Genomic DNA, 13,058 nt, shown 5'->3' on the forward strand with positions numbered 1-13,058 from the left:
AGATCCTGTCTGAATGCAGCTTGTCAGAAGGGTGAGGTGGCTTTTCCTGAATTTATGCTCTGGGAATTGCCTTCCTTTAACCCAGTAGATTTATGATTGGATTTATTTTAGGTCGTATTTATCTCTAAAAGAAGTATCAGCAATCCTGTCTACATAAAATTCACCGTTCAAATATTTGACCACAGAAACACTGCAATTTTCATGGTGATGATAACCGCTCAATTTTGCTAATTGCATTAAGTAGTTGCCGATTGTTACCCCATGTGAAAATACTAGAACATTTCCACCCTCATTTTTATGCTTATGAATGATTTCATCGATAGCAGAGCTTGTTCGTGAAAAAAGCTGTAAGTAGGATTCCCCTTCTGGTGCCGACATATTTAAATCGTTAAGACTAAATAATGTCTCTAGGATATTCCCATATTGAGCTAGAATTTCCGTTTGTAATAGGGATTCCAAAACACCAAAATTCATTTCCTTTAGACGTGGATCAGTAATGATGGGGATGTTTCGATGGCCAATGGCATACCTAGCCGTATCTACTACTCTCTGGCTTTCACTGGTGTATACTGCTTTAAATTCTAAATCAGATAAACCGATTCCTACAGATTTAGCCTGTGCAATTCCTTTATCTGTAAGTGGTGAATCACAAAATCCCTGTAATCGTCTCTCTACATTATAATGGGTCTCCCCATGCCGAACAAAATAAAGATTCACTTCTTTTTCAGAGGACACACGTAAACACCTGCTTTGTATTGGAATGAATGGATTGATAAAATGAATTTTACCACACCTTTCGAGTTGTTTGTAATTAAATACACCAAGCATTTCCAGTCCAACCAAAGTAGTGAGGTATAATTTTTAGGAAATGTCTATATAAAGGGGAGTTTTCTTTTGGAAAAAGTATGGGTAAACATAAATGCAGTATTAGTTGCAGATGATCCAAAGACATTTGTAACCAGAAGAATATCAGAAGCGAATCTTGAATTTGGAGGGATTCGTGGGGACCGCCACTTTGGAATAACTAGTAAGGCTGATTCAAGGCAGCCGATGTACCCAAGAGGAACAGAGATTCTAAACCGCCGCCAAATTACTATTGTTTCTGTGGAAGAATTAGACAGGATTGCAGAAGAATTAGGTGTTGAATCTGTTCTGCCTGAGTGGTTAGGGGCTAATGTCTTGGTAAAGGGATTTCCGGAATTAACAAAACTCACCATGGGTTCACGTATCCTTTTTCCAAGTGGAGCAGGATTAATATGTATGGGGGAAAACCAGCCTTGTACCTTACCTGGTGATGAAATCCAAAAGCATTATGAAGATCATGAGAAGTTATCCTTTCGTTTTGTACGAGCAGGTTATAAGCGGCGGGGGATTGTATGTGCAGTTGAAAGGCCTGGAATCATTCATGAAAATGATGAAGTTCAGGTTTTGGTTAATGATTTTAAAAATCCGATGCAATAAATAGCAGGGAATGAAATAATTCGATTGGTTTACTATAAATATTTGTTATATTGATAAAAGTTGTTCGTGGAACATCGTTGTGAAACAAGAAAATCCGGGAGTGACAGGCACGGATTCAATATACGAGTTAAGATAACCGCGTATTTACAGCGTTAAGGAAATCCCAATATAAAAAGCTCAATTTCTCATCATTAATATTGAGAAATTGGGCTTTTTTCGTTACTCCATCATATGTCCCAATAGAAGGGGATGCCTTCTTGTTAAAGAATGGCGCCTATTGTATAATGCAACAAAACTGCAACCACTTCATAAATCAGGTATGGCCTTATTACTTTCTCTTAATAGTTCTAAAAATACGCTTAACGCTTTAGTCTGGAATGGGGATCGTAAGACAACTGAAAATTTCCGTTTAATTGGAAGTTGTTTTACGTTTATGATATTTAAAGAGCCCATTGAACATTCCTTACGAATCGCCCAGTAAGAAAGTAGACTAACACCAAGACCTGCTTCTACAGATTCCTTAATTAGTTGTGTACTTCCAAACTCCAATGTTTTTTTCGGAATGATTTCACATAATCTGAACATTTTCTCAGTTACTTCTCTAGTTCCAGAACCATTTTCCCTGACAATCCACGTTTCTTCCTCTAATTCTGATATGTTAATTTCACCATTTTTTTGTGCCAAGCTATGTTTTGGTGATGCCACCAGATACATGGAATCTTCTGCAAAAGGTTCGATTACTAAATTTTTATCTTTGAATTCCCCTTCCACAATTCCCACATCTAATTGGTGCCCCAAAACTAATTTTGCTACCTCTTTTGTGTTCCCAATCGTAATGGTTGGAGTGATTAATGGATATTTCATGTACATTTTTGCAATAACATGCGGCAAAACGTATTCCCCATATGTATAACTGGCACCAATTGAAAGAGGTCCACTCGTCTTGTTGGTTAGGTCATCTATCAAGTAATGCATTTTTGTATAGAGACCTAATATCTCTTTTGCGTGATGATAGACAATTTCCCCGGCTTTATTTAAGCGTACAAATTTATTACTGCGCTCCAACAATTTTGTCCCCATGGTACGCTCAAAAGATTGAATATATTGGCTTACTGCAGGTTGAGTCATATGTAATTCTTCTGCTGCACGTGAAAAGTTTTCCATCTCTGCTACCGTTACAAAGACTTGTAACTGTTGATCCATTTTTATCAACCCTTTTACAGTTTATTTTTTATTATATAGTTTTACTTATGATAAGTATCATAAATAATTATTTTTCTTATGGATAGAAAAGGTTTAGTCTGAGATTGTTAATAAAGGCTATTTTCGCATAGATTGTTGTTTTTCGTATAAGTTCATCAACCCGTATAACTAGATGCTTCGTGGCATCTTTTCGTAAGAACATTTGCGAAAATTGCCTAGAAACTTAGTAAATGACCCTTATTAAATTCCAAAAGCAACAAAGTTTACGAAAAGAGCCTTAATAAATAAAGGTGGTGATGAGATGGAAGCGCAATACACTAGAGTAAATAAAGAACCTATCCAACCCATAAAAAAAACCTCATCTTTTGGCCAATGGATCGGTGGAATTGGCTTTACCTTTATGATTGCCTTACTGGGCTACTTATTGGCAAAAACGCCTGGATTTGATCATGTTGGTCAATTAGCATCCGCGATTGTGATCGCAGTCATGTATCGGCAATTTTTTGGTTACCCTGAACTCCTCCGTTCAGGTATAGGATTTTCTTCGAAAAGATTATTACGGTTTGCGATTATTTTGTATGGACTTAAGCTCAATATAGGTACGGTTTTACAGGATGGTTTAGGATTACTTGTTCGAGATACTGGGGTTATTATCTTTGCTATCTTGGTAACAGTATGGCTAGCTCGAATGTTGAAAGCAGATAAAAATATATCACTTCTTCTTGGAGTAGGTACAGGGGTGTGTGGTGCGGCAGCTATAGCTGCGATAGCACCAATTATTAAATCAAAAGATGAAGATACCGCCATTGGTGTTGGTATTATTGCTTTAGTTGGGACGATTTTTGCGATTTCTTATACGATATTACGGCCCTTCTTAGCATTGTCAGACATAGAGTATGGCATTTGGTCAGGAATTAGCTTACATGAAATTGCTCACGTAGCCTTAGCTGCAGCACCAGGGGGACAAGATGCACTAGCAATTGGTTTACTTGCAAAATTAGGTCGAGTGTTTTTACTTGTTCCACTGTGCTTCCTTTTGATGTTCATCATGAAAAGAAAAAGATCTAGGGACGAATGTTCTGAAACGAAGGTTGAATTTCCATGGTTTTTAATAGGGTTCATTATCATGAGCATTATTGGAAGTTATGTCATTGGTACAACTATTCCAGTATCAAGTGAATTTATGAATGGTATTTCCAAGCTTACTACATGGTGTTTAACAGCAGCAATGGTCGGACTCGGATTAAATGTATGTCTTCGGGATCTCCGTACGAAGGCATTAAAACCGTTAATCGCGATGGGGATTACATCTATCTGTCTTTCCATTTTAACTTACTTTATTGTATAAAAATTATGGGTCAGTTAGCTTTAATATTGATAATGTAAAAAAGCATGAGGACAAAAAATTTTCCTCAAGCTTTTTTTATTTCGAATTAGTATGGAATGGAGTTTTTTGAAGGTACTTCAAAATATTAGCTTGATGGGTAAATGCTATCCCTATCAGAGTTAACACATTAACATGTTCTTGTATGCTATTTCAGTTATACGAAATCTAAAAAAATTTTGTTAACTGATAGGTTAGTTGAATCACTTTATAGAAATAGCTTGAAGAGTTTATCACAGATGCAAAACTAGTTCCTAGTCCTAGGAAGAGTCTAAGCTTGATGATAAAGGATTTTTAATGTGAATGATAGCAAAATTGAGAATTTCCAAAGAGTGGGGTGCGCAAAATCAAGCAGTTTTACAGAAGAAATCAGTTGGCATGGTTCTTGCAATATAAATGATAAGTAAACCGCAGTGAGTTACAGTTTATCCGGCCTCATAAACTGGTGGGTTATGTAGGCGTTTGTTGTAGGCGGAGTTGGCGGTGGAATGGTGGGAGCAAGGCTTGCGGCACGCTTAAGTAAGCAGCGACGCACACTCCATTATATATTTTCCGGTGTCGTTATGTTCGTCGCCATTTACATGCTGATTATTAATGCTGAAGCCTTAGATTTGTGAGCCGCTTTACTAAAATGGAGATGAGGAGATAAGAATGCCAAAGGTGAAAAACGAGACACATTACAAAATTTTGATTATAGGCGGTGGGAGTGCTGGAATTACGGTTGCAGCCCGTCTCCTGCGTGAATCACACAGCCTAAGAGGAAATATTGCCATCGTTGAACCCGCAACAAAACATTATTATCAGCCATTATGGACGCTTGTCGGAGCTGGCGAAGCGGATAAAACGGTGACACAAAGGGAAGAAGCATCCGTTATTCCGAGTGGGGCCGTGTGGGTGCAGGATGCGGTTACCGCATTTCAACCAGATGAAAATGCGGTTGTAACAGCATCTGGAAAGAAACTGCACTATGAGTATCTAGTTGTTGCGGCAGGGATTCAAATTGATTGGCATAAAATCAAAGGGTTAAAAGAAAGTATTGGAAAGAATGGGGTATGTAGTAATTACTCTTATGACTATGTTGATAGCACATGGGAAACGATTCGCAACTTCAAGGGAGGTACTTCCATCTTTACGAATCCGAATACTCCGGTGAAGTGTGGTGGAGCCCCTCAAAAAATCATGTATTTGGCGGATGATTATTTCAGAAAATCAGGAGTGCGTCAACACTCTTCAGTTATTTTTGCTTCAGGCAGCCCAAGCATATTCAATGTGAAAAAATATGAACAGGCACTTAACAAAATAATAGAACGAAAAGAAATCGAGACATGGTTTATGCACCATCTCATTGAAATCGATGGTGAAAAAAAGCAAGCGACATTCGAAAATCTGAACACACAAGAGCGTGTAAATATCCAATATGACATGATTCATGTGGTACCACCAATGAGCGCCCCTGACTTTATTAAGAATAGCCCGCTTGCGGCAAGTAATGGTTGGCTGAATGTAGACAAATATACGCTGCAGCATCCATGCTTTGACAATGTTTTTGGCATTGGGGACTGCACCAACCTGCCTACATCGAAAACGGGGGCTGCGATTCGTAAACAAGCACCCGTACTTGTAAAAAATTTACTTCATCGGATGCGAGCCAAACCATTGGTACATCAATATGACGGTTATACATCATGCCCGCTTGTTACCGGATATGGACGGCTTATACTGGCCGAATTCAATTATGATTTACAGCCGCAGGAAACCTTCCCGATCAATCAGGCACGCGAGAGGTACAGCATGTATGTATTGAAGAAAAACTTCCTTCCCGTTATGTATTGGAAGGGAATGCTCAAAGGTAGGATGTAATCATGTTTCGGATGGTCATAACAAAACAAAAGCAAGCGCTTAAAAGGAGGATGACTGATGTTACTCAAATACTTTTATGATGAGAAACTGGCTCAAGCTTCATACCTTGTGGGATGTCAGGATACGGGCGAAGCAATCATTGTTGATCCGTCACGCAATATAGAACCTTACATAGAAACAGCAAGAGCACATGGTGTTCGGATTGTGGGTGCAACGGAAACACACATCCACGCGGACTTTTTGTCTGGTTCGCAGGAGCTAGCTTCCAGGCTGGGAGCCACATTGTATTTTTCTGATGAAGGAGGACCGGACTGGAAATATGAGTACGCAACTGGGTATGAACACTTTTATCTTAGAAATGGAGATGTTTTTGCCATTGGAAATATCCAATTTGAGGTGATGCATACACCAGGACACACACCTGAACATATATCGCTGCTTGTAACAGATGGCGGTGCATCTATCAAGGGCCCGATCGGCATATTTACCGGAGATTTTGTGTTTGTCGGTGACGTGGGGCGTCCCGATTTATTAGAAAAAGCCGTGGGGGTACGAGGTTCCTCAGAAAAAATGGCACGCATGATGTATCGGTCACTAAAGCAGTTTAAAAAGCTTCCTGACTATCTGCAAGTATGGCCAGGACATGGAGCGGGCAGTGCCTGTGGTAAAGCGTTAGGAGCAGTACCTTCTTCAACCATCGGCTATGAAAAACGGACAAATTGGGCATTGCAATATGATAACGAGGATCGTTTTATAGAAGCGCTGTTGGCTGGACAGCCGGAGGCACCCCCTTATTTTTCAATGATGAAGCGGTTGAATAAAGAGGGGGCACAGCAAATCCAAAGGATGGCAGTACCGCTTCGTATGGATGTTTCGATCGGTATTGTGCAGGAATGGGTGAAACAGGAAATGGTCATTGATACGCGTCCAGCCAGTGATTTTGCTGCCAAGCATTTACAAGGCGTGATGAATATTCCTTATAATAAATCATTTGTAACTTGGGCGGGATGGCTGTTGAATTATGACCAGCCAATCTATCTTCTAGCCACCAATACGGATGTGGCTGATATCGTGAAGGATCTCCAGTCCATTGGATTGGATCGTATCGTTGCCACAATGGATCCATGTGTGATGGAGCTGCTAGGTGAATCTGATTCGCGTGGAATGAAATATGAAGAAGTGACATTGGATCAGGTAGAGGGCGCAATTCAAATAGAAGGCATATATGTACTTGATGTCCGAAGTAAGGGCGAGTGGGAAGAAGGCCATATTCCGCAGGCGAAGCACGTGATGCTCGGTCATCTGCAGGAACAGGCACACACCATTCCGCATGATAAACCCATTTTAGTTTATTGCAAAACTGGCGGAAGATCTGCTATCGCTGCAAGCCTTCTGCAAGTTCATGGTTTTAAAGACGTACAAAGTCTTGTGGGCGGTTATGAGGAATGGAGAAAACAGGAAAAGTTGCGAACCACTAGAGATTTTTAAATGAAATCTTTGAATTTTATCATCTATGCGAAATATTTACCATGTTTGCAAACTTGCCAATGCTTATAATGAAAGCGTTTGTAAAATTGACATTCGCGGTATTCGGAATTCAATCAAGAATTCTATTAAAATAAGGCGATTTTATAAGGGAAATAAGTTGGCATGAAAATTGCTTATATAAATTACGTAAAGAGGTTTATGCATAAGCAAACATGAAAAGGAGAGATACTTCATGAAATATAATTTTGACCAAGAGATCTGTCGCCTGGGCACTGACTGTGAAAAATGGGATAATCTTAAAAATCAATTTGACGTAAAGGATGTTATTCCGATGTGGGTGGCCGATATGGATTTCCAGTCACCAAAACCTGTCATCGAAGCGTTAAAACAGCGGGCGGAACACGGCGTTTATGGCTACGGACTTAGATCAGACTCGTATATGGAATCCATTGTTGACTGGATAAAAAGAAGACATCGATGGTCCGTTAAGAAAGAATGGATTACCCACAGCCCAGGTGTAATTCCGGCCTTATCGCTTTCGATTCAGTCCTTTACGAAGCCAGGAGATAAAATTATTATCCAACCGCCTGTATACCATCATTTTGCCCGTGTGATTCAAGCGGCCGGCCGTGAAATTGTAAGCAATCCGCTTATGCTTGAAAATGGGCGTTATTCCATGGATTTCGAAGACTTGGAGGCAAAGATAGATGCAAAGGTAAAAATGTTAATTCTGTGTAGTCCTCATAACCCGATCGGAAGGGTATGGAGCAAAGAAGAATTGACGAGGTTGGGACAGCTTTGTATAAAGCACAACATTCTCATTGTAGCGGATGAAATTCATTTTGATTTTGTTTATAAGACACATACTCACATTCCTTTTGCTTCTATTTCAGAAGAGTTTGCGAATCACTCCCTTTCCTGCATTGCGCCAAGCAAAACTTTTAACCTGATGGGTGTGCAGACGTCGAGTATTATTATTCCAAATCAGCAACTGCGCGATAGGTATAATCAGGAACTTCATACATTATCCATTGGCTCGCCAAACATATTTGGCGTTGTTGCGTTAGAGGCTGCTTACCGCTATGGAGAAGAATGGCTGGATCAGCTCCTTGAATATTTGCAGGGGAATTTGGAGTACACGTTGAATTACTTCCGCAACAACATTCCGCAAATCAGCGTCATCCAGCCAGAAGGCACATACCTTGTATGGCTGGATTGCCGGGAATTGTGTTTTTCAGTTAAAGAACTGGATGAATTTATGTTACAGAGAGCAAGAGTTGCAATGAATGAAGGGCACATTTTCGGTAGGGAAGGTGAAGGATTTATGAGGCTAAATATTGCTTGCCCGCGTTCGATGTTAAAAAATGCGCTGGGTGGAATAGAAAACGCTGTCGCTTCTCTATGTAAAGTTCATTAAGTTATTTTGTGATAATTTTTTATTATTCCATATAACGAACGCTATAGTAGAGGAGGATCATATGGCAGGCTTTATTGGCATACAGCAGTTTATTCAAGACTACACGGAGAACACGGCAGAAATCCTTGGTTTGGATATAACTGTACTTGATGAAAAGGGCGTTCGCATTAGCGGGACCGGCTATTATAAAGAGCTCATTGGCAAAGCGGCTCCGGAAGGCTCCTTTTTCAAAATGATATTGGAAACTGGAGAGCCTGGAGTAATCTACGATGTAAAAAAAGATGAGTCGCAATGTATGAAGTGTCAATTCGTTAATCAATGCAAAGAACTCGCCACCATTGGTTTTCCTATTGTAAAGCAAGATAAACTAGTTGGCGTCATTGGCATGATTGGTTTTTCTCATAAACAAAAGGAAAAAATGATTATTGAATCAGAGAAGCTGATACGTTTTTTAAGCAATGGTAGTACATTGTTAGGCAATAAATTAGCGATGCTAGACCTTGGTAAAGAAAAGGGTTGTAAAATTCAAGAGGATATCCCGGTCCCCCCAAATACCATTTCTTTTGAAAACATTCTTGGTAAAGATTCTGGACTTCAAGATGTGATTAAAAAAGCAAGAAGGATTATAAACAGCCCATCCACTGTCCTGATAAGGGGAGATAGCGGTACGGGGAAGGAATTATTAGCCAAAGCGATTCATTTTGAAAGCAAGCGCCGAACGTATCCATTTGTAGCAGTCAATTGCGCCGCCATACCTGAAAGCTTGTTGGAAAGTGAGTTGTTTGGTTATGAGGGGGGATCATTTACCGGTTCAAACCGGAATGGGAAAATAGGAAAATTCGAATTAGCGGACAATGGAACCATTTTTCTTGATGAAATTGGGGATATGCCACTATTCTTGCAACCCAAATTATTACGTGTTTTACAAGAAAGAGAGATTGAAAGAATCGGTGGAAAAAAAGCAATCGGGATTAATGTACGGGTGATTGCGGCCACTCACCGAAACCTGGAAGAAATGGTGCAGAAGGGCACTTTTCGCGAGGATTTGTACTATCGTCTCAATGTCATCCCCCTCCATACTAAATCCTTGCAAGAGCGGCGTGATGATATCGTCTTGTATCTCGATCATTTCATTCATAAACATTGCAGGATCATGCAAAGGCCTCCACTGAGACTTGACCCTATGCTGGAGCGATGGCTTATACGTTATGATTGGCCGGGGAATATACGGCAGTTGGAAAACGCCGTAGAATATATGGTCAATATGGCTGAATTAGATATTATCTGCTTCCATGATGTACCTGATTATTTACTTCAACAGGATCGCCTCTCAGTCGAGAGTAGAGGAATGAGTTTAGAACAAATGATTTCAGAATATGAAAGAGATGTAATCCAGAGCTACTTCTTAGCTGAAAAATATGATAAAGAACAAATCGCCCGGGAACTACAGATTAGCCTGTCTACCCTTTATCGCAAGTTAGAAAAATATAAATTATGTTAACTTTATTAAAAAGATAACTATTTTTCTTGATTAGAAGTTAATTGAAATGAAATCGGGAGAGTGCTTCTATCATTTTCTCAAGAGTGGGGTGAGGACAAAAGCAGAAGGTAGAGGTGCTTTATAAAATGACTGAAAGTTATAAAAATTATTAATAAAGAGGTTTTATAAAAGAACAGCCAGATTCAGATGAATATTAAACACAATTCCGTTTAAATAGGATTACATTAAAAAAAGAGGTGGTTTTTATGATAAAAGAAACAATCATAACCAAAGAAGCTCCCAAGGCTATCGGTCCTTATTCACAAGGTATTAAAGCAGGAAATGTAGTGTATACTTCAGGGCAGCTCCCGATTCATCCTGAAACCGGAGAAATGCCTGATAATATTGAGGAGCAAACAAGGATGTCACTGGAGAATCTCAAGCAGGTTATAGAAGCGGCGGGAGCAAGCTTACAGCAGGTAATAAAAACAACGGTTTTTTTAAGCGATATGAATCATTTTGCCGCGATGAATCATATATATGGAGAATTTTTTTCCGTGAATTATCCGGCTAGAAGCGCGATTGAAGTTGCTCGTTTACCAAAAGATGCTTTGATTGAAATCGAAGCGGTTGCTATGATTTAATCGTAATAATTGAAAAGAGAACGTCAGATTAATATTCTCTTTTCTTAATTTACATATGGCTTTAAACAGAGGAGACAGGAGGAGATTAATATGAATTTAGCACAATTTCCTAGACAACGATATACACCAACATATACACCCATTGAGAAATTACACCATTTTTCTGAAGTTCTTGGTGGCCCTTCGATTTATATTAAACGAGATGATTTACTTGGGCTGACGGCCGGTGGAAATAAAACAAGAAAACTAGAGTTCCTTGTTGCCGATGCATTGGAAAAAGGCGCGGATACGTTAATTACATGTGGAGGCATTCAATCAAATCATTGCCGTTTAACGCTGGCCGCTGCCGTTAAAGAGAAAATGAAGTGCATTCTCGTATTGGAAGAGGGGCTTTTAACAAATTCTGAGCCAGATTTTAATGGTAACTATTTTCTGTATCATTTACTGGGTGCTGAAAAAGTCAAGGTTGTACCTAATGGGACGGACTTGATGAAAGAAATGCTGAAAGTAGCTAAAGAGGTAACGAATGAGGGATATAAACCTTATATCATTCCGGTTGGGGGATCGAATAGCATTGGTGCAACGGGATATGTTGCTTGCGCTCAGGAGATTTTGGCACAGTCCTTTGATCAAGGAGTCAATATGAAAGGTGTTGTTTGTGTAAGCGGCAGCGGGGGAATGCATGCAGGTTTGGTGACTGGCTTTTATGGAAATCAAAGTAAAATACCGGTAATAGGAATAAACGTAAGCAGAGGAAAAGTGGAACAAGAAGAGAAAGTTTTTCAGCTTGTTAAAGAAACTTCAGCACATATTGGCATTCCAAATTCAATCCCTGGTGAGGCTATTACGTGTTTTGATGAATATGTCGGACCAGGCTATGCTTTACCTACGCCTGAAATGGTGGAAGCTGTCAAGCTCATGGCAAGAACAGAAGGGATTTTGCTAGATCCGGTATATACAGGTAAAGCAGCAGCGGGACTCATTGATTTAATACAAAAAGGCACCTTTAAGCCGGACGATAACATCCTATTTGTACATTCTGGCGGAGCCTCAGCGTTATACGCCAATACTTCGCTCTTTTATTGAAGTTTAAGAGGGAATTGCTCCTATTCATACGGGTGGTAGTTTTGGATGGATGAGAAAATGAATATGTTATATCGATCGATTTAAAAAGTGCCTGTTGATGGACATATCGTCAGATGTGTCCATCAGATTTAAAAGAAGAGTTGTATGAATGAATTTAGTTTACGAAACAATGTTATCGCATACAAAAATTATCTTGAAAAATGAGGGGGAAATCTATGTTACACAACTTTGATGAATCTATAAATAGGATCGGTACTGATTCGGATAAATGGGATAATGAAGGGAAAGGCGGCTTATTAATTCCACTGGGGATCGCTGACACCGATTACAAGGCTCCACGTGAAGTGTTAGATGCGGTAAGGAAAAAGGTAGACTTCGGAGTCTTTGGTTATGGAAATTTTCCTCATGACCGATTTACTAGTGCTATTAAAGGTTGGTATGGGCGCCATCATAAAATCGATATTCGAGAAGATGAAATTAGTTATGCACCAGGATTAATGACAGGTGCTCTATGGATGTTTTTGGATGCTTATACGAATCCAGGAGACAAAGTCGTGATTCAACCTCCAGTCTATGCTACCTTTAAAAAGGTAATTGAAAATTTTAATAGAAATGCTGTCGATAATCCATTAAAATTCCAAAATGGGAGTTATGATATTGATTTTGAAGATTTAGAGATTAAACTAATGATGCCCGATGTGAAAATCCTCCTTGTATGTAATCCTGCTAATCCTATTGGACGAGTTTGGACAAAAGAAGAAATGAAGAAAATGTACGATTTATGTCGAGAGAATAACGTGATTATTATAAGTGATGAAATTCATAGTGACATGATCCACAAAGGTTTACGTTTTTACTCCTTTTTAGAGATTTGTGAGGAAGAGGATAATAATGTTGTGGTAATGAACTCTCCAAGTAAAACCTTCAATTTAGCATCTTTCTTTAGTGCTTATGTTATTATAAAAAACAAAAATTTGAAGAAAGCTTTTGACGATATTTATGTGAAATATCACTTCGATTATAGCTATTTAGGGG

At 39.2% G+C, this 13,058-nt stretch carries 12 protein-coding genes; 10 read left to right on the forward strand and 2 right to left on the reverse strand.

Annotated features, from left to right (window positions below; all coding sequences use genetic code 11):
- Positions 1–102: 102 nt before the first annotated feature.
- Positions 103–735, reverse strand: a complete 633-nt coding sequence (locus V7137_RS06105) for a histidine phosphatase family protein (RefSeq protein WP_335697244.1) — start codon at positions 733–735, stop codon at positions 103–105.
- A 159-nt stretch (positions 736–894) separates the two neighbouring features.
- On the opposite strand from V7137_RS06105, the gene V7137_RS06110 reads away from it, so the two are divergent.
- Positions 895–1,461: an MOSC domain-containing protein gene (locus tag V7137_RS06110; RefSeq protein WP_335697245.1), complete on the forward strand. Its 567-nt coding sequence runs from the start codon at positions 895–897 to the stop codon at positions 1,459–1,461.
- Between the two features lie 306 nt (positions 1,462–1,767).
- Here V7137_RS06110 and V7137_RS06115 read toward each other — a convergent pair whose 3' ends face one another.
- Positions 1,768–2,664 carry a LysR family transcriptional regulator gene (locus tag V7137_RS06115; RefSeq protein ID WP_335697246.1) on the reverse strand — a complete coding sequence of 299 codons (897 nt, stop codon included), beginning with the start codon at positions 2,662–2,664 and terminating at the stop codon, positions 1,768–1,770.
- Between the two features lie 301 nt (positions 2,665–2,965).
- Here V7137_RS06115 and V7137_RS06120 point away from each other — a divergent pair, with 301 nt between their 5' ends.
- The 9 genes from V7137_RS06120 to V7137_RS06160 all read left to right on the forward strand — a co-directional run.
- Positions 2,966–4,012: a YeiH family protein gene (locus V7137_RS06120; protein ID WP_335697247.1), complete on the forward strand. Its 1,047-nt coding sequence runs from the start codon at positions 2,966–2,968 to the stop codon at positions 4,010–4,012.
- Between the two features lie 527 nt (positions 4,013–4,539).
- Positions 4,540–4,665, forward strand: coding sequence for a hypothetical protein (locus V7137_RS06125; RefSeq protein ID WP_335697248.1), 126 nt, complete (start codon positions 4,540–4,542; stop codon positions 4,663–4,665).
- Between the two features lie 34 nt (positions 4,666–4,699).
- Entirely contained in the window at positions 4,700–5,908 is a 1,209-nt protein-coding gene (locus V7137_RS06130; RefSeq protein ID WP_335697249.1) for an FAD/NAD(P)-binding oxidoreductase, read from the forward strand.
- A 57-nt stretch (positions 5,909–5,965) separates the two neighbouring features.
- Positions 5,966–7,396, forward strand: coding sequence for an MBL fold metallo-hydrolase (locus V7137_RS06135; RefSeq protein ID WP_335697250.1), 1,431 nt, complete (start codon positions 5,966–5,968; stop codon positions 7,394–7,396).
- A gap of 232 nt (positions 7,397–7,628) precedes the next feature.
- Positions 7,629–8,813, forward strand: a complete 1,185-nt coding sequence (locus V7137_RS06140) for a MalY/PatB family protein (protein WP_335697251.1) — start codon at positions 7,629–7,631, stop codon at positions 8,811–8,813.
- A 61-nt stretch (positions 8,814–8,874) separates the two neighbouring features.
- On the forward strand, positions 8,875–10,314 hold the full coding sequence (locus V7137_RS06145) for a sigma-54 interaction domain-containing protein (protein ID WP_335697252.1): 1,440 nt from the start codon (positions 8,875–8,877) through the stop codon (positions 10,312–10,314).
- A 245-nt stretch (positions 10,315–10,559) separates the two neighbouring features.
- A complete protein-coding gene (locus V7137_RS06150) occupies positions 10,560–10,937 on the forward strand; it encodes a RidA family protein (protein WP_335697253.1) in 378 nt (125 codons plus the stop codon).
- A 90-nt stretch (positions 10,938–11,027) separates the two neighbouring features.
- A complete protein-coding gene (locus V7137_RS06155) occupies positions 11,028–12,023 on the forward strand; it encodes a D-cysteine desulfhydrase (RefSeq protein WP_335697254.1) in 996 nt (331 codons plus the stop codon).
- 215 nt (positions 12,024–12,238) lie between these two features.
- Positions 12,239–13,058: MalY/PatB family protein (locus tag V7137_RS06160; RefSeq protein WP_335697255.1), on the forward strand; the 820-nt coding region annotated here is incomplete at its 3' end.

The organism is Neobacillus drentensis (assembly GCF_036962765.1).
Lineage (GTDB): Bacteria > Bacillota > Bacilli > Bacillales > Cytobacillaceae > Neobacillus > Neobacillus drentensis_C.

Coding starts and splice junctions, on each gene's coding strand:
- V7137_RS06155 (WP_335697254.1), top strand. CDS start 11,028: ATGAATTTAGCACAATTTCCTAGACAACGATATACACCAACATATACA.
- V7137_RS06120 (WP_335697247.1), top strand. CDS start 2,966: ATGGAAGCGCAATACACTAGAGTAAATAAAGAACCTATCCAACCCATA.
- V7137_RS06150 (WP_335697253.1), top strand. CDS start 10,560: ATGATAAAAGAAACAATCATAACCAAAGAAGCTCCCAAGGCTATCGGT.
- V7137_RS06145 (WP_335697252.1), top strand. CDS start 8,875: ATGGCAGGCTTTATTGGCATACAGCAGTTTATTCAAGACTACACGGAG.
- V7137_RS06130 (WP_335697249.1), top strand. CDS start 4,700: ATGCCAAAGGTGAAAAACGAGACACATTACAAAATTTTGATTATAGGC.
- V7137_RS06115 (WP_335697246.1), bottom strand. CDS start 2,664: ATGGATCAACAGTTACAAGTCTTTGTAACGGTAGCAGAGATGGAAAAC.
- V7137_RS06135 (WP_335697250.1), top strand. CDS start 5,966: ATGTTACTCAAATACTTTTATGATGAGAAACTGGCTCAAGCTTCATAC.
- V7137_RS06140 (WP_335697251.1), top strand. CDS start 7,629: ATGAAATATAATTTTGACCAAGAGATCTGTCGCCTGGGCACTGACTGT.